The sequence below is a fragment of the Caulobacter sp. BK020 genome (genome assembly GCF_004342605.1).
GTDB lineage: Bacteria > Pseudomonadota > Alphaproteobacteria > Caulobacterales > Caulobacteraceae > Caulobacter.
Genome location: NZ_SLZL01000011.1, coordinates 88,035 through 108,424, shown reverse-complemented (window position 1 = coordinate 108,424; position 20,390 = coordinate 88,035). Strand labels below are relative to the sequence as shown.

The following is a 20,390-nucleotide window of genomic DNA, read 5'->3' as shown; positions in this document are numbered from 1 at the left end:
AAAAGAGGATTGTTCATGCGTCGCGTCGTCGTCACCGGACTGGGGATCGTCTCGTCCATCGGCAACAACGCCAATGAGGTGCTCGCCTCACTGCGTGAAGCCAAGTCGGGCGTGGTCTCCGCGCCGGAATACGCCGAGCTGGGCTTCCGTTGCCAGGTCCATGCCGCCCCCAACATCGAGTGGGAGTCGCTGGTCGATCGCCGCGCCGCCCGCTTCCTGGCCCCCGGCATGGCCTACGCCCACATCGCCATGGAACAGGCGATCGCGGATTCGGGCCTCGAGGAGTCGAAGATCTCGGACGAGCGCACCGGCCTGATCGTCGGCTCGGGCGGCCCGTCGACCCGGGTGATCGCCGAGGCCGCGGTCACCACGAGGGAAAGGGGTCCCAAGCGCATCGGTCCGTTCGCCGTGCCCAAGGCCATGTGCTCGGGCCCGTCGGCCGTGCTGTCGACCTGGTTCAAGATCCGCGGGATCAACTATTCGATCAGCTCGGCCTGCGCGACCAGCGCCCACTGCATCGGGGCCGGGGCCGAGCAGATCCAGATGGGCAAGCAGGACATCGTCTTCGCCGGCGGCTGCGAGGAGCTGGACTGGACGCTGTCCAACCTGTTCGACGCCATGGGCGCGATGAGCAGCAACTTCAACGACCGTCCGGCCGTGGCCAGCCGCGCCTATGACAAGGACCGCGACGGCTTCGTGATCGCCGGCGGGGCCGGCATCGTCGTGCTGGAAGAGTACGAGCACGCCAAGGCGCGCGGAGCCAAGATCTACGGCGAACTGGTCGGCTACGCGGCCAATTCCGACGGCTACGACATGGTCGCCCCGTCGGGCGAGGGCGCGGCGCGCTGCATGAAGATCGCCATGGCCCAGGCCGGCGGCCGGACCATCGACTACCTGAACCCGCACGGCACCTCCACGCCGGTGGGCGACAGCAAGGAGATGGGCGCGGTGCGCGACGTGTTCGGCGACAAGGCTCCGCTGATCTCGTCGACCAAGTCGCTGACCGGCCACAGCCTGGGCGCGGCCGGGGCGCAGGAGGCGATCTATTCGATCCTGATGCTCGACGACGGCTTCGCCGCCCAGAGCGCCCATATCGAAAACCTCGACCCCGAGTTCGCCGACCTGCCGATCCTGCTGGAGCGCTCCGACAAGCCGCTGACCACGGTGATGTCCAACAGCTTCGGGTTCGGCGGCACCAACGGCACGCTGATCTTCAGCAAGGCCGACTGACCCGGCGCGGCGGTTCCCGGATCCCCGATGACCGCCCGCAAGGCCTACGATCTCTACCGTGGCGGCCGCATGGCCGAGGCCGCCGCTCTGTGCGAGCAGGTGGCGGCCGACGATCCGGGCTCGGTCGAAGCCTGGCACCTGCTGGGCGCGGCGCGCCTGGCCCTGGGCGACCCGGCCTCGGCCCTGGCGGCCCTGGACCGGGCCCTGGCGCTGGATCCGGTCCGCGCCGGCGTGCTGTCGGCCCGGGCCGCCGCCCTGGTCGCGCTGGGCCGCGACGACGAGGCCTTGGCGGCCAGCGACGCGGCCTTGGCCCGCGATCCGGACAATGCGACGGTGCTCAACGCCCGGGGCGTGGCCCTTCGCCGCCTGGGCCGTCCGGCGGAGGCGCTGGCGACCTATGACAAGGCCCTGGCCGCTTCGCCCGGCTTCGTCGACGCCCTGTGCAATCGCGGCGTGGCGCTGTCCGACCTGCGACGGTTCGAGCTGGCTCTGGCCGCCCATGACCAGGCCTGCGCCGCCGCGCCGGACTACCCTCAGGCCCTGGCCAACCGCGCGGCGCTGCTGATGCTGCTGGGCCGGCCGGGCGAGGCGGCGCGCGACCTGGAGCGGGTCGTCGCCCTGGATCCCCGCCATCCTCGCGCCCTGGGCGACCTGCTGCACGCCCGACGCCAGGTCTGCGACTGGCGCGACGACGCGGCCCTGCTGGCGGCGATCCGGGCTGAGCTGGCGGCGGGGCGGCCGGCCATCGGCCCGTTCGCGGCCCTGTCGGCCTTCGACGACCCGGCGCTGCATCGCGTCGCCGCCAGCCTGGCCGCTCCTCCCGCCGTCCCGATGCCGGTTGAGCGGCCCATACCCGGAAGCCAAGTGCTGGTGGCCTATCTGTCGGCCGATCTGCACGACCACGCCACCGCCCGATTGCTGGCCGGCGTCCTGGAAGCGCACAACCGGGCGCGATTTCAGATCGTCGCCCTGTCCTACGGCCCCGACCTGGGCGGACCGCTGCGCCGACGGATCGACGCGGCGCTGGATCGTCGGATCGACGTGCGCCAGATGTCCGACGCCCAGGTCGCGGCCCTGGCCAGGGCGCTGGGCGTCGATATCCTCGTGGACCTGAAGGGCTACACACAGGATGGCCGGCCTGGGATTCTGGCCCATCGCGCCGCGCCGGTTCAGGTCAGCTGGTTGGGCTATCCCGGCACCCTGGCCAGCGCCTATGTCGACTACGTGATCGCCGACCCGGTGGTTCTGCCGCCTGGGGCCGAGGCCGACTGGAGCGAGGCGGTGGTTCGCCTGCCGCTCTATCAGCCCAACGACGTCCCGTCGCCGGGCGTCCCGTCGCCGGCTCGCCGGGCCGCGGGCCTGCCGGACGACGCCGTCGTGTTCGGTTGCCTGAACAATCCGACCAAGATCACGCCGGAGGTCTTCGCCGCCTGGATGGCGATCCTGGACCGGGCGCCGAATACGGTGCTGTGGCTGTACGAGGGCTCGCCCGGCGTCGCGGACAATCTGCGGGCGAGGGCGCGACAGGCGGGCGTCGAGCCGGCTCGCCTGGTGTTCGCCGCTCCGGCGCCGCATGCCGAACACCTGGCGCGCCAAGGCCTGGCCGATCTGATGCTCGACACTTGGCCCTATGGGGCCCACACCACGGCGAGCGACGCCCTGGGCAAGGGCGTCCCGCTGCTGACCTTGCCGGGCGAGAGCTTCGCCAGCCGAGTGGCCGCCAGCCTGCTGGCGTCCCTGGGCCTGCGGGACCTGATCGCGGCCGACGTCGAGGCCTATGTCGCCGCCGCGGTCCGCCTGGCCGGCGACCGCGCCGCCCTGCAAGCGCTGAAAGTCCGCCTGGGCAAGGCCTTGGGCGCGACGGCGGTGTTCGATCCGGCGGCCTTCACCGACCGCCTCGAGGACGCTTTCGAGACGATGACGCTGCGCCTGGTCGCGGATCTGCCGCATGACGGCTTCGACATCGACCCCGTCTGAAGGGTTCCGTAGGCGGACCCGTCCTGCTAGCTAGCGCTCAAGGATTCCAGGAGAGCCAAGCCATGGCCGACGACTACGCATTCCCCAAGGGCGAGCTGATGCGGGGCAAGAAGGGCCTCGTCATGGGCGTGGCCAACCACAACTCCATCGCCTGGGGCATCGCCTCGCAGCTCGCCGCCCAGGGCGCCGAGATGATCTTCACCTATCAGGGCGAGGCCCTGGAGCGCCGCGTGCGACCCCTGGCCGAAAGCATCGGCGTCACCACCCTGGTCCCGGCCGACGTCACCGACGACGCTTCGATGGACGCCGCCTTCGCCGCCATCGAGGAAAAGTTCGGCACGATCGACTTCGTGGTCCACTCGGTGGCCTTCGCCAACAAGGACGAACTGAAGGGCTCGTTCGTCGACAACACCACGCGCGACGGCTTCCTGATGGCCATGAACATCTCGGCCTTCAGCTTCGTGGATGTCGCCAAGCGCGCCGCCAAGCTGATGCCGAACGGCGGCTCGCTGATCACCATGACCTATCTGGGGTCGGAGCGGACCATCCCCAACTACAACACCATGGGCGTGGCCAAGGCGGCCCTGGAGGCGGCGACCCGCTACATCGCCCGCGACCTGGGTCCCAAGGGCATCCGCTGCAACGCCATCTCGGCCGGTGCCATGCGCACCCTGGCCCTGGCCGGCATCGCCGGCGGCCGTGGCATGATCGCCCAGGGCCGGGCCTTCAGCGCCATGAAGGAAGACACCTCGATGGAAGGCGTCGCCGGCGCCGCCCTGTGGCTAGTCTCCGACCTGGGCCGCTCCACCACCGGCGAGGTGGTTCACGTCGATGCGGGCTTCCACATGATGGGCATGCCCGACGAGGTGGAAGGCTAAACCCTCTACGGTGCGTAGGCCCGCATGAAGCGCTGGGCGGCTTCTCGGGCGACGCCGTCGAACTCCGCCGTCGTCTTGTCGGACGGCAGGCGCAGCAGGGCGCGCAGCTGGCTGTGGCCCATGACCATGCCCGAGAAGAACTCGGCCGCCTGATCGAAGTCCTCGACCTTCAGGCGGCCGAGCTGGGTCTCCATCTCCAGGAAGGCCGCCAGCTGGCGGCGCGCCTGGCGCGGCCCGGCCTCGAACACCTCCTGGGCCACGTCGGGCATTTCGCCGGCGCCCTGGATGATCACCCGCAGGATCGAATAGCTCTTGGTGGTGGTCACCGTCTCCAGCATCGAGCGGGCATAGGCCTCCAGCGCCTCGCCCGGATTGTCGATCGCGCCGGATTCCCGCAGCGGGGCGGTGATCGCCGCCACGCGCCGGGCCATCAGAGCCCGGACCAGCTCGGCCTTGGAGCCGTAGTGGTTGTAGACGGTCTGCTTGGAGACGCCCGCCCGCTTGGCGATGGCCTCCATCGGCGCGCCCAGGCCGCGCTGGCCGATCACCTCGACGGCGGCGTCGAGAATGGCTTCGGTCTTGGCGACATCGATCTGTCCGGCGACTCTAGGCATGGGCGGCCCCCAGCGGTTTTTGGATGGGCATCAATGGGCGTCCGAAGGTGGAGGAGGGGCGTTCTTGACCGGCTTGGCCAACAGCGAGACGGCGGCGGCGACGAAGCAGCCGTAGGCCAGTAGGGTGAAGCTGTCGCCGAACGCCAGCACCGTGGCCTGCTGGCTCAGCATGCCGCCGATCGCCTTGCGCGCCGCGCCGTCGGGGTCGGCGACACCCAGTTGGGCCATGCGGGCGGCCAGACCCTGCATCATGCCGGCGATCCGGGCGTCGCCCTGGCCCATCTCGTCCGACAGGCCCATGTAGTAGAGCGCCGTCTGGTTGGTGATCGTCGTGGCCAGCAGGGCCAGGCCGATCGCGCCGCCGGTGTTGCGCGACAGGTTGACCAGGCCCGAGGCGTTCTTGACCATGTGCGGAGGCAGGGTGCTCATCGTCACCTGCTGGGTGGCGATCATGGCGATCATCACCCCCACGCCCCGGCAGGCCTGGACCCCGGCGAACTCCCAGAAGCCCCAGTCCTTGGTCACGCCGTGGGCCATGTACATGCCGAAGCCCGCCAGCATGAAGCCGATGAACATCGGGATTCGGGGGTCCATCTGGCGCACCAGCCGGCCGGCCATCGGGCCGGTGGCGAACATCGACAGGCCCGAGACCACCATGGTGGTGCCGACCTCCGAGGCCGAATAGTGCCGCACCCGGCCCAGGAACTGCGGCAGCAGGAAGGTGCCGCCGAACAGGCTGGCCCCCGACACCGCCGTCATCATCACGCCGATCGAGAAGTTGCGGTTGGCGAAGGCGCGCAGCTCGACGATCGGGTTGCGGTAGCTGAGCGAGCGCCAGATGAAGACCGCGCCGGTGACGCAGGCCAGCACGGTCAGGCCCAGGATGCCGCTGTCCTCGAACCAGCCGTCCTTGGAGCCCTCCTCCAGCACGAACTGCATGCTCATCAGGAAGGTGGCCATCACCGCCAGGCCGAACCAGTCGAAGCCCTTGGCCAGGCTGGGGTCGCCCTTGTCGAACTGGCCCCAGCGGGCCACGCCGAACAGCACGATCAGGCCAGTCGGCACGTTGATGAAGAACAGCCAGCGCCAGCTGAGCCATTCGGTTAGGTGGCCGCCCAGGGTCGGGCCGACCGTCGGGGCCAGCGTGACGATCAGGCCCATGATCACGCTGGCGGTGATGCGCCGCTCGGGCGGGAAGGCGGTGAAGGCCACGGCGAACACCGTCGGGATCATCGCCCCGCCGATGAAGCCTTGCAGGGCCCGGGTCAGGATCATCATGTCGATCGACGAGGACAGGCCCGTCAGCACGCTCATGACTACGAAGCCGGCGCACGAGATCAGATAGACCCGCTGGGTGCCCCACAGCCGCGACAGGTATCCCGACAGCGGGATCATCACGACCTCGGGGATCAGGTAGGCGGTCTGGATCCAGCTGACCTGATCGGCGCTGGCGCCCACCCCGGCCTGGATCTGCGGCAGCGAAGCCGCCACGATCTGGATGTCGAGGATGGCCATGAACTGGCCGATGACCATGGCCCCGAAGCCCAGGAGCAGCTTGTTCCAGTCGACCCCTTGAGTCGAAGACGGGGCGGTCGCCGGCCTCGCGGCGGGCGGTGCGGAGGGGGCGGGGAGGGCGGCGTCGGTCATGGCGGCGAACCCGGACCGCGCCCTAGCGCGCCTGGCCCTGCTGGGCGTACTGGGCCGCATTGGGCAGGCCGGCCTCTGCGAAGGTCGGGCCCGAGCGATCGCGGACGTCGACCTTGACGTCGACCGACAGGCCGGGGCGCAGGGCCGAGCCCAGCGGCGACTTGTCGACCACGATCTTGACCGGCAGGCGCTGGGTGATCTTGGTGAAGTTGCCCACGGCGTTCTCGACCGGGATCAGGGCGAACTCCTGGCCGGTGGCCGGGGCGAAGCTGTCCAGCTTGCCGTGGATCACGTTCTTGCCGAAGGCGTCGGCCTTGATCTCGACCGGCTGGCCCACGCGCAGGCGAGCGACCTGGGTCTCCTTGAAATTGGCGACGATATAGCCCTGGCCGACCGGCACGACCGCCATCAGGGCCACGCCCGGCTGCACCAGCTGGCCCGGGCGCACCGAGCGGGCGCCGACCACGCCGGCGACGGGCGCGCGGATCACGGTGCGGTCCAGGTCGATGCGGGCCTGTTCGACGGCGGCCCTGGCCGCGGCCGCCTGGGCCACGGTCTGGGCGCGGGCCGAGCCCAGCGACTGGGCGGCGCGGCGCTCGGCCTCCAGGGCCGCCTGGGCGCTCTGCACGGCGGCCGCCGACTGGGCGGCGCTGGCCTGGGTGGTCTGGACCTTCTGGGTCGAGACCCAGCCCTGCTTGGCCAGGGCGTCGTAGCGGATCAGATCGGCCTTGGCCCGGCCCTGGTCGGCCTGGGCGCTGGCCACGCCGGCGGCGCGCTGGGCGATCATCGCCTGCTCGAGGACGGCCTTGTCGTCGACGCCCTTGATGGCGGCTTCCAGGGCCTGGGCGTTGGCGATCGCCTGGTCCAGCTTGGCCTGCAGCGGGGCGGGGTCGATGCGGGCGACGACCTGGCCGGCCTCGACCCGCTGGTTGTCGGCCACCAGCACCTCGGCGACATAGCCCGACACCTGCGGGCTGACCTGCACGGTGTCGGCCTGGACGAAGGCGTTGTCGGTGGTTTCGTAGCGCTGCTTGTCGATGAACCACAGCCCGCCGCCTACCAACAGCGCGAGGACGGCCGCGCCGCCGACGATCAGGGGGACAAGCTTCTTGTTCGAGGCGGCGGCCATGGCGGTGGGATCCCGAAATCAACCCGTGAACCGGGGCGATATATCGGACCTTCGTCCCGGGCAAGGGATAAATGGACGCACTCGTCCAAAAATCAACCGGGTCCGGAGAGAAAGCTCAAGATCGCGTCATCAGGTCGCGCGAGCCCCCTTGGCGCCGCCAAGCCTCGCCGCGCTATTTCGCGCCGGTCGAGCCGAAGCCGCCCGCGCCGCGCGCCGTCTCGTCCAGGCTGGTGGTCAGGCCCCACGAGGCTTGGACCACGGGGGCGATCACCAGCTGGGCGATGCGGTCGCCGCGGCGGATGGTGAAGTCCTCCTCGCCCAGGTTGATCAGGATCACCTTCACCTCGCCGCGATAGTCGCTGTCGATGGTGCCGGGGGTGTTCAGGCAGGTGACGCCGGCCTTGGCCGCCAGGCCGGAGCGCGGCCGCACCTGGGCCTCGAAGCCCAGCGGCACGGCGAAGGCCAGGCCGGTGGGGACCATGAACCGGGCGCCCGGCTTCAGCACCAGGGGCGCGTCCTCGGCCACCGCCGCCCGCAGGTCCATGCCGGCCGCGCCGTTGGTTTCGTAGGCGGGCAGGGGCAGGCCCTGGGCGTGGGCCAGCTGGACGACGGGGATATGCGGTGCGGTCATGAAGGGCTCGCTGTCAGGTCTTGGGCTATGCGTTGGGCCAGGTCGCGGGCCACGGAGTCCTTGGCGGCCCGCGTCCAGCGTTCGGTCTTGTCCCTGGAGATCAGCAGGACGGCGTTCTCGTCGCCGCCCATCACGCCGGGCTCTGTGACGTCGTTGGCGATGATCCAGTCGCAGCCCTTGCGCGCCAGCTTGGCGCGGGCGTGGGCCTCGACGTCGTTGGTCTCGGCCGCGAAGCCGATCACCAGCTTCGGGCGCTGGGGGCCGGAGGCCGCCAGGGCGGCCAGGATGTCGGGGTTCTCGACGAAGGTCAGGGCCGGCGGCCCGCCCTTCTCCTTCTTCAGCTTGGCGCCGAACACCTCGTCGATGCGCCAGTCGGCGACCGCGGCCACGAAGACCCCGACGTCGGCGGGCAGGGCCGCCTGGCAGGCGGCCAGCATCTCACGGGCGGTCTCGACGTCGATCCGGTCCACGCCGAGCGGAGTGGGCAGGGCGACCGGTCCGCTGACCAGGGTCACCCGGGCGCCCAGCCTGGCCAGGGCTCCGGCGATGGCGTAGCCCTGGCGGCCGCTGGAGCGGTTGGTGATCCCGCGCACCGGGTCGATCGGTTCGAAGGTCGGGCCGGCGGTGACCAGGGCGTGCCGGCCGGCCAGCGGCCGGGCGGCGGGTCCCCTCAAGGCGTCCATGATCGCCTCGAAGATCACCGGCGGCTCGACCAGGCGGCCCGGGCCGAACTCGCCGCAGGCCATGGCCCCCTCGTCGGGCCCGACGAACAGCACGCCGTCGGTCTTCAGGGTCTCGATATTGCGCCGGGTCGCGGGGTGCAGCCACATCCGCACGTTCATGGCCGGGGCCATCAGCACGGGCTTGTCGGTCGCCAGCAGGGTGGTCGAGGCCAGGTCGCCGGCCAGGCCGTGGGCGGCCTTGGCGATCAGGTCGGCGGTGGCGGGGGCCACCACCACCAGGTCGGCCGAGCGCGACAGCTCGATATGGCCCATCTCGGCCTCGTCGGTCAGCGAGAACAGTTCGCCATAGACCTTGTCCTCGGCCAGGGCCGACAGCGACAGGGCGGTGACGAACTCGGCGCCCGCCTTGGTCAGGATCGGCCGCACGGCCACCCCGGCCTTGCGCAGCAGCCGTGTCAGCTCCAGCGCCTTGTAGGCGGCAATACCGCCGCCGACGATCAGAAGAACCCGCTTCCCGGTCATGTCATCGGCCTCCGGCGCATCTGGCTCCCAGGCGCATAGAGCGACGCGGCGTCCAGCGTAAGCCCCATATGCAAAAAAGCTTAACGGGGACTCGACATTCGTTCCGTCTTCGTTCTTACTCTCAAAAGTAGAGGAAACATCGGGATATCGATCATGACGGTACGGCGTATGCCCTGGTTTCCGGCCCTGACGGCCGCGGGTCTGGCCCTGGGTCTCGCCGCCTGCGACGGCGGCGCCTCCGCCGTGAAGGCGCCCAAGGCGGGGGATGTGGCCACGGCCGCCCAGCCGGCGTCCGACCGCGACGCGCCCTCCTATGGCGGCGGGAGCTACGACAGCGCGCCGACCCGGCCCGATCCGCGCGACGCCCCGGTGCGCAAGGTGGCGGGCAAGCCGATGTGGGCGGCCAACCGCACCCGGACGGCCGAGGAGAACGCCCAGCGCGGGTTCGAGCGCTACGGCGCCGACTTCGCCGCCGCCGATGTCGACGACTATGTCCGCAAGACCCACGCCTTCGTCGCCCATCCGCCGGCCGGGGCCGAAACCCTGACGCGCGCCAATGGCGACACCCTGATCTACGATCCCAAGGCCAATGTCTTTGCGGTGGTCACCAAGACCGGCGCGCCGCGCACGATGTTCAAGCCCGACGACGGCGCGACCTACTGGGCCACGCAGAAGACCGGCCAGACGCGACGGACGGCGGCGCGGGATCGACCGGCCAGCACCGACAGCTAGGGCGGTTCCCCACAAGCGCGCCTGGGGGAAGGCGCCGAGGCGAGGGCAAGGCGCGAGCGGCGCCGATTCGCCTCGTCACCCCGGTCGGCCCGATGGGCGACCCGGGACCCAGGGGCGGTGCGCAACGCCCCTGGGCGAGCTTGCGGAAGGTTGTGGGCCCCAGTCGCCTCTTCGAGGCGGGGCAGGACGATCGTCCATGTCCAGAAACGGCTGTCCGCCGGACGAGCGCGCAGCTTGAAGATCCGGGACCGGCCTAGGCTCAGAGCTTGCAGCGGCCGCGCCGTTATGGAGCGACAGCGTCTGCTGCGGGGACCCGCCTTTAGGCCAGCCACAGCCTCGCCGCGAACACCCCCGCCGCGAAGGCCAAGATCACCACCGCCGCGCCGGCCAGGAACCACAGCAGCGGCCGGGCAGGGCGGGGCTGGACCACGGCGACCGCGGGAGTCGTCGGCGTCTCGGCCAGGCGGGCCAGGGCCTTGATCGCTCGGGCGGCCTCGTCGGCGAAGTCGCGGAGCTTGGCGGCCGGCGACAGCTCGCGGGCGATCCAGCGGCGCACCACCGGGTCGGCGGCGGCCCACAGGTCATGGGTGGGATCGATGCGGCGGGCCACGCCCTCGACCGTGACCATGGTCTTCTGCAGCAGCACCAGTTCTGGCCGCAGGGCCATGTCGAACAGGGCGGTGATCTCGAACAGCTGAGCCAGCAGCTTGCCCATCGACACGTCGCTGGCGTCGCGGCCGAACACCGGCTCGCCCACCGCCCGCAGCGCCTGGGCGAAAGCGTCGCGGTCCTGATGGGCGGGCACGTAGCCGGCGTCGAAATGGACCGCCGCCACGCGCGGATAGTCGCGATTGAGGAAGCCGTACAGGATCTCGGCCAGGTACTTGCGCTCGGCCGGACCCAGGCGCCCCAGGATGCCGTAGTCGACCGCGACGATCGAAGCCCCCTCTCCCTGACTTGGGACGCTGACGAACAGGTTCCCCTCGTGCAGGTCGGCGTGGAACAGGCCGTGGTCCAGGGCCTGGGCCAGGAAGCCCCGGGTGACGGCCTCGGCCAGGGCCTTGCGGTCCAGGCCCGGCTGGTCCAGGGCGGCGGGGTCTGACAGCGCCAGGCCCGGGGCCCAGGTCAGGGTCAGGAACCGCTTGCCGACCCCGTCCCACACGACTTCGGGGGCGCGCATGTAGGGATCGACCTTCATGGCCTCGCCCAGCTCGGCGCAGCCGGCGGCCTCGAAGCGCAGGTCCAGCTCCAGGTCCAGGGCTCGGATCACCACCTCGACGAACTCGCGCGGCCGCAGGCGACGGGCGGCGGGGACCAGGCGCTCGGCCAGGGCGGCGGCCAGGCGCAGGGCGGCGCTGTCGCGGGCGACCTGGCGCTCGACGCCGGGCCGCAGCACCTTGACCGCCACGCGGGTCCCGTCCCGCAGCGTGGCCGAATGGGCCTGGGCCAGGGAGGCGGCGGCGATCGAGGCCTCGAAGCTGGCATAGAGGGTGTCCAGCGGCCGGCCCAGGCCGCGGGCGATCTCGGCCTTGGCGACCTCCAGTGGGAAGGCGGGCAGGCGGTCCTTCAGGTGCGACAGGTCCTCGGCGAACGCGGTCCCGAAGATGTCGGCCCGGGTCGACAGGAACTGGCCCATCTTGATGGCGGCCGGCCCCTCGCGCTCCAGCACCCGCGCCAGGCGCTCGCCCGGCCGGCCCTTGCGCGCCGCCCCGCCGGCCAGCAGCCGCAGAAGACGCCCCGCCAGCTTTGCCGACGGCGGCAGCGCCGGCTCCAGCTCACGCGGGACCAGGGCGTCGGCCCGGACCAGGGCCCAGCCGGCGGCGATCAGGCGCAGGCCCGCGGCGAGCCGGCTCATGCGGCGAGGATCCCGATCGGCGACCGGCGGCGTGGAGGCGCAAGGAACGTCATGTCCCGGCCTGAAAGCCCGCTCCGGGCGCCCCGGTCAAGGCCGCTTTCGCTTCGAGGGGGCCGCGCGTCACGAAAAGCGGAGCCTGGACGTCATCAAGGCGGGAGGAAGGCCGGCTTCCTGCCGACCTGCGTCGAACAGCAGGGCTATCGCGTATGGCCAGAAGCGATCGTCATGTATGGACGGTCCCCATTGGGCAAGGGGCGTTGGGCTGTTTTTGGCGAGCAGTCTGGAGCGGTCATGTATTCGGCCTGTTGATGCGGTCGTTGTGATGACCGCTGGCCCGCAAGGGTAACGCGGATCGAGTTCCAATCATCCCGACGCGCTTGAGGCGCGATGACAAGGCGGAGTGTCTTCCCGGACGAGCGCGTAGCGCGAAGATCCGGGACCGGGCCGTGAACTCAGCGTTTGCGGCGGTCCCGGATCGGCGCTCGGCTTTGCCGAGCTTGTCCGGGATGACAGGTTGTTTCCGAGCAAACCCATATGCGACGGCCCCGCGTCAGCCAGTATGGCGTCCCTCCGGAAGCGGGCGCGGGGCAAAAGGCCCGCCGGCCGGGTGACGGTCGCGGAGCCCGCCCTTCGAAAAGTCTACGGGCGATTGTCGGGTCGCGACCTCCGGCCACGTCCTGGAAGGGCGAACAGCGGAGAACTGACGATGAACCCGATCAACAAGGGACAGGTCGAGGCGGGCGGGGTCCGCTACGGCTACGAAATCCACGGCCCCCAGGTTCAGGGAGCCGGCGCGCCCTTGCTCCTGTTGCACGGCGGGTTCGGGACGATGGAGATGTTCGGTCCCGTGCTGGGCCGTCTCGCCGAGCGCCGCCCGGTGATCGCCGTCGACCTCTACGGCCACGGCCGCACCGCCCTGACCGAGCGCCCGATCGACCCCGTCGCCATGGGCGACGACCTGGCCGCCGTGGTGCGCGCGCTGGGCTTCGAGCGCGTGGATGTGCTGGGCTTCTCGTTCGGCGGCATGGTCGCCTTCCGTCTGGCCGTGCAGCACCCGGAGGTGGTGGGCAAGCTGGTCCTGGCCTCCGCGCCCTATGCCGACACGGGCTTCTATCCAGACATCCGCGAGCAGCAGAAGGGCGTCACCCGCGAGAGCGCGGCCCTGTTCATGCAGACGCCGATGTACGGCGCCTACAAGGCGGTGGCGCCCCGCGTGGAGGATTTCCCGGAGTTCGTCGCCCGCATGGGCGAGGCGATCCGCAGGCCCTACGACTGGTCGGAGGACGCCAAGACCCTGAAACCGACCACCCTGCTGGTCTATGGCGACAGCGACATGTTCGAACCCGAGCACATCGTGCGCTTCTACCAGCTGCTGGGCGGGGGCCTGGGCGACGCCGGCTGGGACGGGGCCGGCATGGTCCGTCACCGGCTGGCGATCCTGCCCGGCGTCACCCACTACGAAATGTCCGACGCCCCGGGCCTCGTCGACGCGGCGCTGGCCTTCCTCGAAGGGGCCGAAGGCTAGTCGCTGCCAGGCGCCGCCCGCCCCTACAGCGCCCAGCCCTGGTGCATCGCCGCGACGCCGCCGGTGAAGTTGGTGACCGTCACCCGCTTGAAGCCGGCGTTCTCCATCATCCCGGCGAAGGTCTTCTGGTCGGGGAAGCGGCGGATGCTCTCGACCAGGTACTGGTAGGCGTCGCGATCCTTGGCCAGCCACTCGCCGAACTGTGGGATCAGCTTGAACGAATAGGCGTCGTAGGCCTTGGCCAGGGGCTCGGTCACCGGCTTGGAGAACTCCAGGCACAGGAACCGGCCGCCGGGCTTCAGCACCCGCCGCGCCTCGCGCAGGGCCGCGTCGATGTCGGTGACGTTGCGGATGCCGAACGAGATCACATAGGCGTCGGCATAGGCGTCGGGCAGCGGCAGGCGCTGGGCGTCGCCCACGGTCCAGGTGATCTCGGGCGCGCCGCCCTTCTCGATCCCCGCCGCGATCATCTCGGCGTTGTAGTCGATGATGTGGACGGCCGCGTCCGGGCCGCCCCGGCGCTCCTGGGCCGCGCGCGCCATCCTAGCGAAGCGGCGGGCCATGTCGCCGGTGCCGCCGGCGCAGTCGATGATGATCTCGCCCGGCTGGGGGTTCAGGCGCGCGGCGACTGCGTCCTTCCATAGTCGGTGCACCCCGCCGCTCATCACGTCGTTCATCAGGTCGTAGTTCTTGGCGACCCGGTCGAACACCCCGCGCACCAGGCCGGCCTTGGCCGAGGGATCGACGTCCTTGAATCCAAAGGTGGCGGAGGCCTTGGTCATGCAATCGCTCGAAATCGAAAGGGGCGCGGCCCGGTTTGGTTCGCTCTTATAGCCCTCACCGTCCCCCCGTCACCGGTTTTGCGCACCTCGGCCCTAGGAACCGGTCCGCGCATGATCGATATCTGGCGCCCCCAACCTAGCCGAGGTCCCGCCTTGCCCGAACTGCCTGAAGTCGAGACCGTGCGGCGCGGCCTGGAGCCCGTCCTGGCCGGCGTGCGCCTGGCCTGCGTCCGCGCCAATCGCCCCGACCTGCGCTTCCCCCTGCCCGACGGCTTCGTCCAGCGCCTGACCGGGGCGAGGATCCTGCGGCTGGACCGCCGGGCCAAGTACCTGCTGGCCCCTCTGGACCGGGGCGACACCCTGGTGATGCATCTGGGCATGACCGGGCGCTTCGAAATCGCCGCGCCTGAGGGTTCCGCCCGGCCCGGCGACTTCGCTCGCCAAGTGACGCCCGACGACAAGCACGCCCATGTCGTCTTCGAGACCGAAGCCATTAATGGGGAGGACGGCGCGACCGTCACCTATTACGACCCGCGCCGGTTCGGCTTCATGGATCTGGTCGCCACCGACCGGCTGGACCGCCATCCCTGGTTCGCGACCATGGGCCCCGAACCGCTGGGCGAGGCGTTCGACGCCAGGACCCTGGTCAAGGCCTTCGCCGGCCGCAAGCAGGGTCCCAAGACCCTTCTGCTGGACCAGAAGACCGTGGCTGGCCTGGGCAACATCTATGTCTGCGAGGCCCTGCACCGGGCCCACATCTCGCCGTTCAAGCCGGCGGGGCTGATCGCCGGCAAGCGGCTGGGCCCGCTGGCGGCGGCGATCAAGGCGGTGCTGGCCGAGGCCGTCGAGGTCGGCGGCTCGTCCCTGAAGGACTTCGCGGCCGCCGACGGAGCGCTGGGCTACTTCCAGCATCGCTTCCGGGTCTATGACCGCGAAGGCCAGCCCTGCCCCACGCCCGGCTGCAAGGGCGCGATCGCCCGCGAGGTCCAGGCCGGCCGCTCGACCTTCTTCTGTCCGGTCTGTCAGCTGTAGGGACCGCCTCCGGGAAGACGGTCCCTCGCCGAGCCTGTCAGGCTCAAAGCGCACCCTCCGCCGCGGTCGCGGCGATCTGGGTCGCGAAATCGCGATAGATGCGCAGCGGCCGGCCCAGGAGGCCGGTCAGGCGCTCGACGTCGCCCGCTTCGGGGATCATGCCGTCGCCGACGAAGCGCTCGGCCATCAGGCGCATCTCGTAGGCCATCCATTTGGGCATGAAATTGGCCAGGTTCCGCTCGAAACCGCTGGGATCGTCGCCGCCATAGGCGACCGGGCGGCCCAGGACCTCTGACCAGATCGCCGCCACGTCCGATCCCGTCAGGGTGTCGGGGCCGACCAGGTTGAGGGTCTCGGTCGGCAGCTTTCCGGGCGCCTGGTCGCGGCGGATCAGCTCGATCGCGGCGACCTCGGCGATATCGCGCGCGTCGACCATGGCCAGGCCCTTGCCGCCGATCGGCATCGGATAGACGCCGTGGTTCAGAACGACGTCCTTGATCGTCAGCTCGTTGTCCATGAAGTAGGTCGGGCGCAGGATGGTGGCGGAAAAGCCCATCTGCTGGATCATCCGCTCGGCGCCGGACTTCACCGCGAAATGCGGCACGTTCACGAAGCGGTCGGCGTGGATCACCGACAGATAGACGACCCGCTCGACGCCGGACTCGCGAGCGATGTTCAGGGCGATCAGCGCCTGGGTGAATTCGTCGGCCGCCACCGCGTTGAGCAGGAACAGGGTGCGCACGCCGCTGAAGGCGGCGCGCACGGCGTCGATGTCGAGCAAGTCGCCCTGGACGACGTCCACGCTGGCCGGGAAATCGGCCTTGGCGGGATCGCGGACGAGCACGCGCACGTCGGCGCCGCGCTGGACGAGTTGCTGGACGACGTGGCCGCCGACACGGCCGGTGGCGCCGGTAACGAGGATGGTCATGGGAAAATCTCCGAAGGTTCGAGGGAACGTTCCGGAAATTAGAGATCCATCCGAAGGCCAATAGCCGCTATATCTGGACAATACGTCTCACTGGTGGAACACATGGACTGGCTGGCCCTCGCGGATTTCAACCTGGTCGCTCGGCACGGCGGGGTCGGCCGCGCCGCCCGCGCGGCGGGGCGGCCCAAGGCGACCTTGTCGCGCCGGGTCGCCGAGCTGGAGGCTAGTCTCGGCCTGCGCTTGTTCGAGCGCGGCGGCCGGACGCTGAGGCTCACCCAGGAGGGACGGACGCTCCATGAGCGAACCGCCGCCCTGCTGACCGAGCTCGACGAGACCGCGGCTGGGATCGCCTCGGGCGCCAGCACCCCGCGCGGGGTGTTGCGGATCAGCGCGCCGCTGCTGTTCTCGCAGCTGGCGATGGGGCGGCTGGCCGCCGAGTTCGCCCTGAAATATCCGGAAGTCCGCCTGGAGGTGACGACGGAGGACCGGGCCGTCGACATGGTCGAGGAGGGCTATGACCTGGTGATCCGCGTCAATCCGCGTCCCGACGAGACCCTCGTCGGACGGCCGTTCCTGCGCGACCGGCTGGTGGTGGTGGCCAGCCCCCGTCTGGTCCGGCCCATGGACGGCTCGGCCGTTCCGGCCGTCGTGCGCGGGACAGGATCGGAAACGGAGTCCTGGACCATCACGACCGCGACCGGGGGTTCGACCCTGGTGGTCGACCCCGTCCTTGGCCTGTCGTCGATGATCATGGTCCGCGACGCGGTTCGGACAGGGGTCGGCGTCGCGCGCCTTCCGGTGTCGCTGGTCAGCCACGACCTGGCGGCGGGCCGCCTGGCCCATTGGGGCGACGTCGAGGGGCCCGAAACCACCCTGTGGACGCTCTATCCGTCGCGCCGGCTGCTCAGCGCGCGGGTCTCGGCGTTCCTTGATCACCTCAAGTCCGCCTTTCCGACCGGCGAGCCGCATGAGCTGGCCGCCTTCATCGCGCTGTAAGGGTTGGTCGAGGCGACGCCCCGCCGGGGGCTCCCCAAAGCCGCCCGCCCCTCTATAACGGCGACGCTCAAAGGAGACCCGCCGATGGCCGACTACCAGACCCTGATCGTCGAGAGCCCCGAGGCCGCGCCCGGCGTGGTCCTGATCCGGCTCAACCGGCCCGAGGCGCTGAACGCCTTGAACACCGCCCTGCTGGCCGAGCTGGCCCGGGCCCTGGCGGCGGCCCAGGCTGACGAGGCGGTCGGCTGTGTCGTGGTCACCGGTTCGGCGAAGGCCTTCGCGGCCGGGGCCGACATCAAGGAGATGTCCGACAAGTCCTACGCCCAGATGTTCAAGGACGACTTCTTCGCCGCCGGGGCCCGGGCGATCGAGGGAACCCGCAAGCCGATCATCGCCGCGGTGGCCGGCTACGCCCTGGGCGGCGGCTGCGAACTGGCGATGATGTGCGACTTCATCCTGGCCGCCGACACGGCCAAGTTCGGCCAGCCCGAGATCAATCTCGGCGTCGCGCCCGGCATCGGCGGCACCCAGCGCCTGACCCGCCTGGTCGGCAAGTCCAAGGCCATGGACATGATCCTGACCGGCCGGATGATGGGCGCCGAGGAGGCCGAGCGCGCCGGCCTCGTCTCGCGGATCTTCCCCGCCGACACCCTGGTCGACGAGGCCCTGGCCGTGGCCGCCAGGATCGCCGCCCAGTCGCCGCTGGCCACGGCGATGAACAAGGAGCTGGTCAACGCCGCCTATGAGACGACGCTGTCGACGGGCGTCCAGCTGGAGCGGCGGCTGTTCCACTCGCTGTTCGCCTTCGACGACCAGAAGGAAGGCATGGCCGCCTTCGTCGAGAAGCGCAAACCGGCGTTCAAGGGGTCGTGAACGGTCCGGGCACGCGCGCGATAAATTCTGGCGCTCCTGTGGATTGACCCCGGGCGGCCGTTCCCGTATATCCGCGCGCTCTTGATTTCTCCTGCTTCGCGGCCGCCCGCGCGGCTGTCCGTTTGAAGGTCCAACTCATGGCCAATAATCCCGGCGCCAAGAAAGCGATCCGCAAGATCGCCCGTCGCACCGAAGTGAACACTGCTCGCCGCTCGCGCGTGCGCACCTTCCTGCGCAAGTTTGAAGACGCCCTGGCCGCCGGCGACAAGGCCGTCGCCAAGGCCGCGTTCATCGAAGCGCAATCGGAACTGATGCGCGCCGTCTCCAAGGGCGTCGTTCACCCCAACACCGGCTCGCGCAAGGTTTCGCGCCTGGCGGCTCGCCTGAAGAAGCTTGATCAGGCCGCTGCCTAATCCAGTTTCTCGCCGAACGCCGTTCGGCTAGCGAAATCAAAGACTTAGAAAAGCCGATCGAGGAAACTCGGTCGGCTTTTTCTATTGCTTTTTTTCAAACTGAAGATTGTCCCCGGGACATTCGGTCGGGTGAACATCGGGCTCCGAAATAGCATTCCCTTGGCCCGCGAGGAGGTCTGTCGAGTCAACAGAAATATCCGCCGACGGACGCAAGTTTTCCGTTTGACCGGCGGGGGGCGCTGGCTAGTTTAAGCGTCTCAACGCTCTTCCAGTCCATGGAGATCACTGGCGGCGGCCGAACCCTTGCGTTCGCCGATTAAGCCCCTGTGTCTGCTGGGCAATGACGAGTTTTGAGACGCGGTCGTGCGCCATGGGGGGCGGCGATCGAAGATGACACGACATAATACCGAGGCGGTGACCGATGACGACCAAAGGCGGGGTAGTGACCCAAGAGTTCTCGGCTGCGTTCTCGACGGTTGCCTGCGAGCCTGCGGGCGTCGTCTGGAACAAGGTTTGCGTGGTGCTGAAGCGCGAGCTGGGCGACGCGGCTTTCGGCTCGTGGATCGCGCCCGCCGTCCTGCGCGAGAGCGCCGTCGGCGACGTGGTGGTGGTGACGCCGACCGGGATCGCGCGCGACTGGATTCGCCGCAGCGCCTGGCGTCGCGTCAGCGAGCTGTGGGCCGCCAACGACCCCACCGCGCGCCGGCTGGACCTGAAGTCGCGCTTGGAATTCGAAGCCGCCGGCGGAGCCGCCACCAGCTATGAGGCCAAGGCCGAGCCGATCGAGATCGTGCTGCCGGTGTCCAGCGACGTACCGGCCCTGGCCCCCGCGCCGGCCAATGGCGCCAAGGCCTCGCCGGTCCAGGGCCTGCAGGAACGCTTCACCTTCGACACCTTCGTGCCTGGACCGGCCAACGAGTTCGCCCACGCCGTGGCGCGCCGGGTGGCCAGCTGGGCCGACGGCCACTTCAACCCGGTGCTGTTCCACGGCCCCTACGGCTTCGGCAAGACCCACCTGCTCAACGCCCTGGCCTGGGAGGCCATGCGCCAGGCCCCGACCAAGCGGGTGGTCTATCTGACCGCCGAGCGTTTCCTGTCGACCTTCGTCCGCGCGGTGATGGATCGTCAGACCGCCGCCTTCAAGGAAGAGCTGCGCGGCGCCGACCTCTTGATCATCGACGACGTGCATTTCATCGCCGGCAAGCAGTCCAGCCAGGAAGAGCTGTTCCACACCCTGACCGCTCTGGTCGAGGACGGCCGCCGGGTGGTGTTCTCCTCGGACCGCGCCCCGGCGGCGATGACCGAGATGGACGCCCGCCTGCGCTCGCACCTGTCGGCGGGCCTGGTCTGCGGCCTGGAGCCGGCCGACCGCGCCCTGCGCCTGGGCATCCTGGAGCGCAAGCTTCAGGCCCTGTCGCGCCAGCACGGCTTCGAGCCGACCATGCGGACCGAGGTGCTGAACTTCCTGGCCGACCGCTTCACCGACAGCGTCCGCGAGCTGGAAGGCGCGCTTAACACCCTGTCGGCCCGGGCCGGTGAAGGTGTCTCGCGCCTGACCCTGGACGAGGTGCAGGCGATCCTGCGGCCGCACCTGCGGGCCGGCGAGAAGCGCATCACCATCGACGACATCCAGAAGGCCGCCGCCGAGCACTACGGCATGAAGCAGGCCGACCTGCTCAGCGAACGCCGCAACCGCGCCATCGCCCGCCCGCGCCAGGCGGCCATGTGGCTGGCCAAGCAGCTGACCACCCGCTCGCTGCCCGACATCGGCCGGCGCTTCGGCGGCCGCGACCACACCACGGTTCTGCACGCCGTGCGTCGCATCGAGGCCCTGCGCGCCGAGGATCCGACCCTGAGCCAGGATCTGGAGACGATCACCCGCAAGCTGCGGGGCTGAGGGTTTCGGTTTTCCGGGAGGAACAAAGGGCGGCTTCCCGGAGCCG

Annotated in this window: 18 protein-coding genes; 10 read left to right on the top strand and 8 right to left on the bottom strand. The window is 70.1% G+C overall.

Features of this window, described 5'->3' with window-relative positions:
* Positions 1–15 precede the first annotated feature (15 nt).
* From fabB to EV278_RS15120, 3 genes are all read left to right on the top strand, one after another.
* Entirely contained in the window at positions 16–1,230 is a 1,215-nt protein-coding gene (gene fabB / locus EV278_RS15130; RefSeq protein ID WP_132093036.1) for a beta-ketoacyl-ACP synthase I, read from the top strand.
* 27 nt (positions 1,231–1,257) lie between these two features.
* Entirely contained in the window at positions 1,258–3,207 is a 1,950-nt protein-coding gene (locus EV278_RS15125) for a tetratricopeptide repeat protein (RefSeq protein WP_132093033.1), read from the top strand.
* A 62-nt stretch (positions 3,208–3,269) separates the two neighbouring features.
* Entirely contained in the window at positions 3,270–4,085 is an 816-nt protein-coding gene (locus tag EV278_RS15120; protein ID WP_132093030.1) for an enoyl-ACP reductase, read from the top strand.
* A 5-nt stretch (positions 4,086–4,090) separates the two neighbouring features.
* Here EV278_RS15120 and EV278_RS15115 read toward each other — a convergent pair whose 3' ends face one another.
* The 5 genes from EV278_RS15115 to coaBC form a co-directional block, all read right to left on the bottom strand.
* Entirely contained in the window at positions 4,091–4,699 is a 609-nt protein-coding gene (locus tag EV278_RS15115) for a TetR/AcrR family transcriptional regulator (protein ID WP_132093027.1), read from the bottom strand.
* Between the two features lie 30 nt (positions 4,700–4,729).
* Positions 4,730–6,346: a DHA2 family efflux MFS transporter permease subunit gene (locus EV278_RS15110; RefSeq protein ID WP_132093024.1), complete on the bottom strand. Its 1,617-nt coding sequence runs from the start codon at positions 6,344–6,346 to the stop codon at positions 4,730–4,732.
* A gap of 22 nt (positions 6,347–6,368) precedes the next feature.
* Positions 6,369–7,475 (bottom strand): HlyD family secretion protein, encoded by a 1,107-nt coding sequence (locus EV278_RS15105; RefSeq protein WP_132093021.1) that lies wholly within the window; start codon positions 7,473–7,475, stop codon positions 6,369–6,371.
* 172 nt (positions 7,476–7,647) lie between these two features.
* Positions 7,648–8,106: a dUTP diphosphatase gene (gene dut, locus EV278_RS15100; RefSeq protein WP_132093020.1), complete on the bottom strand. Its 459-nt coding sequence runs from the start codon at positions 8,104–8,106 to the stop codon at positions 7,648–7,650.
* On the bottom strand, positions 8,103–9,311 hold the full coding sequence (gene coaBC, locus EV278_RS15095) for a bifunctional phosphopantothenoylcysteine decarboxylase/phosphopantothenate--cysteine ligase CoaBC (RefSeq protein WP_132093017.1): 1,209 nt from the start codon (positions 9,309–9,311) through the stop codon (positions 8,103–8,105). The genes dut and coaBC overlap by 4 nt, the downstream gene beginning before the upstream one ends.
* A gap of 153 nt (positions 9,312–9,464) precedes the next feature.
* On the opposite strand from coaBC, the gene EV278_RS15090 reads away from it, so the two are divergent.
* A complete protein-coding gene (locus tag EV278_RS15090) occupies positions 9,465–10,043 on the top strand; it encodes a hypothetical protein (protein ID WP_132093014.1) in 579 nt (192 codons plus the stop codon).
* Positions 10,044–10,362: 319 nt separating this feature from the next.
* Here the strand turns inward: EV278_RS15090 and ubiB are convergent, their stop codons facing one another.
* Positions 10,363–11,898: a 2-polyprenylphenol 6-hydroxylase gene (ubiB, locus tag EV278_RS15085; RefSeq protein ID WP_132093011.1), complete on the bottom strand. Its 1,536-nt coding sequence runs from the start codon at positions 11,896–11,898 to the stop codon at positions 10,363–10,365.
* Positions 11,899–12,604: 706 nt separating this feature from the next.
* Here ubiB and EV278_RS15080 point away from each other — a divergent pair.
* Entirely contained in the window at positions 12,605–13,423 is an 819-nt protein-coding gene (locus tag EV278_RS15080) for an alpha/beta hydrolase (protein ID WP_165916655.1), read from the top strand.
* Between the two features lie 23 nt (positions 13,424–13,446).
* Here the strand turns inward: EV278_RS15080 and EV278_RS15075 are convergent, their stop codons facing one another.
* A complete protein-coding gene (locus tag EV278_RS15075; RefSeq protein WP_132093005.1) occupies positions 13,447–14,205 on the bottom strand; it encodes a class I SAM-dependent methyltransferase in 759 nt (252 codons plus the stop codon).
* 153 nt (positions 14,206–14,358) lie between these two features.
* On the opposite strand from EV278_RS15075, the gene mutM reads away from it, so the two are divergent.
* Complete coding sequence (gene mutM, locus EV278_RS15070; protein ID WP_132093002.1) at positions 14,359–15,237, top strand: bifunctional DNA-formamidopyrimidine glycosylase/DNA-(apurinic or apyrimidinic site) lyase; 879 nt, start codon at positions 14,359–14,361, stop codon at positions 15,235–15,237.
* 43 nt (positions 15,238–15,280) lie between these two features.
* On the opposite strand, the gene EV278_RS15065 is transcribed toward mutM, so the two are convergent.
* The gene (locus EV278_RS15065; RefSeq protein WP_132092999.1) at positions 15,281–16,165 is read right to left on the bottom strand and encodes an NmrA/HSCARG family protein; all 885 of its coding nucleotides are present in this window, start codon (positions 16,163–16,165) and stop codon (positions 15,281–15,283) included.
* 102 nt (positions 16,166–16,267) lie between these two features.
* On the opposite strand from EV278_RS15065, the gene EV278_RS15060 reads away from it, so the two are divergent.
* From EV278_RS15060 to dnaA, 4 genes are all read left to right on the top strand, one after another.
* A complete protein-coding gene (locus tag EV278_RS15060; RefSeq protein WP_132092996.1) occupies positions 16,268–17,161 on the top strand; it encodes a LysR family transcriptional regulator in 894 nt (297 codons plus the stop codon).
* A gap of 84 nt (positions 17,162–17,245) precedes the next feature.
* Positions 17,246–18,034, top strand: a complete 789-nt coding sequence (locus EV278_RS15055; protein WP_132092993.1) for an enoyl-CoA hydratase — start codon at positions 17,246–17,248, stop codon at positions 18,032–18,034.
* 137 nt (positions 18,035–18,171) lie between these two features.
* Entirely contained in the window at positions 18,172–18,447 is a 276-nt protein-coding gene (gene rpsT, locus EV278_RS15050) for a 30S ribosomal protein S20 (protein WP_018060940.1), read from the top strand.
* 421 nt (positions 18,448–18,868) lie between these two features.
* Positions 18,869–20,344, top strand: coding sequence for a chromosomal replication initiator protein DnaA (dnaA, locus tag EV278_RS15045; RefSeq protein WP_132092990.1), 1,476 nt, complete (start codon positions 18,869–18,871; stop codon positions 20,342–20,344).
* The last annotated feature ends 46 nt before the right edge of the window (positions 20,345–20,390 follow it).

Excerpts from the sequence above, each read along its gene's own strand:
- fabB (WP_132093036.1), top strand. The coding sequence starts at position 16 with ATGCGTCGCGTCGTCGTCACCGGACTGGGGATCGTCTCGTCCATCGGC.
- EV278_RS15125 (WP_132093033.1), top strand. The coding sequence starts at position 1,258 with ATGACCGCCCGCAAGGCCTACGATCTCTACCGTGGCGGCCGCATGGCC.
- EV278_RS15120 (WP_132093030.1), top strand. The coding sequence starts at position 3,270 with ATGGCCGACGACTACGCATTCCCCAAGGGCGAGCTGATGCGGGGCAAG.
- EV278_RS15115 (WP_132093027.1), bottom strand. The coding sequence starts at position 4,699 with ATGCCTAGAGTCGCCGGACAGATCGATGTCGCCAAGACCGAAGCCATT.
- EV278_RS15110 (WP_132093024.1), bottom strand. The coding sequence starts at position 6,346 with ATGACCGACGCCGCCCTCCCCGCCCCCTCCGCACCGCCCGCCGCGAGG.
- EV278_RS15105 (WP_132093021.1), bottom strand. The coding sequence starts at position 7,475 with ATGGCCGCCGCCTCGAACAAGAAGCTTGTCCCCCTGATCGTCGGCGGC.
- dut (WP_132093020.1), bottom strand. The coding sequence starts at position 8,106 with ATGACCGCACCGCATATCCCCGTCGTCCAGCTGGCCCACGCCCAGGGC.
- coaBC (WP_132093017.1), bottom strand. The coding sequence starts at position 9,311 with ATGACCGGGAAGCGGGTTCTTCTGATCGTCGGCGGCGGTATTGCCGCC.
- EV278_RS15090 (WP_132093014.1), top strand. The coding sequence starts at position 9,465 with ATGACGGTACGGCGTATGCCCTGGTTTCCGGCCCTGACGGCCGCGGGT.
- ubiB (WP_132093011.1), bottom strand. The coding sequence starts at position 11,898 with ATGAGCCGGCTCGCCGCGGGCCTGCGCCTGATCGCCGCCGGCTGGGCC.
- EV278_RS15080 (WP_165916655.1), top strand. The coding sequence starts at position 12,605 with ATGAACCCGATCAACAAGGGACAGGTCGAGGCGGGCGGGGTCCGCTAC.
- EV278_RS15075 (WP_132093005.1), bottom strand. The coding sequence starts at position 14,205 with ATGACCAAGGCCTCCGCCACCTTTGGATTCAAGGACGTCGATCCCTCG.
- EV278_RS15065 (WP_132092999.1), bottom strand. The coding sequence starts at position 16,165 with ATGACCATCCTCGTTACCGGCGCCACCGGCCGTGTCGGCGGCCACGTC.
- EV278_RS15060 (WP_132092996.1), top strand. The coding sequence starts at position 16,268 with ATGGACTGGCTGGCCCTCGCGGATTTCAACCTGGTCGCTCGGCACGGC.
- EV278_RS15055 (WP_132092993.1), top strand. The coding sequence starts at position 17,246 with ATGGCCGACTACCAGACCCTGATCGTCGAGAGCCCCGAGGCCGCGCCC.
- rpsT (WP_018060940.1), top strand. The coding sequence starts at position 18,172 with ATGGCCAATAATCCCGGCGCCAAGAAAGCGATCCGCAAGATCGCCCGT.
- dnaA (WP_132092990.1), top strand. The coding sequence starts at position 18,869 with ATGACGACCAAAGGCGGGGTAGTGACCCAAGAGTTCTCGGCTGCGTTC.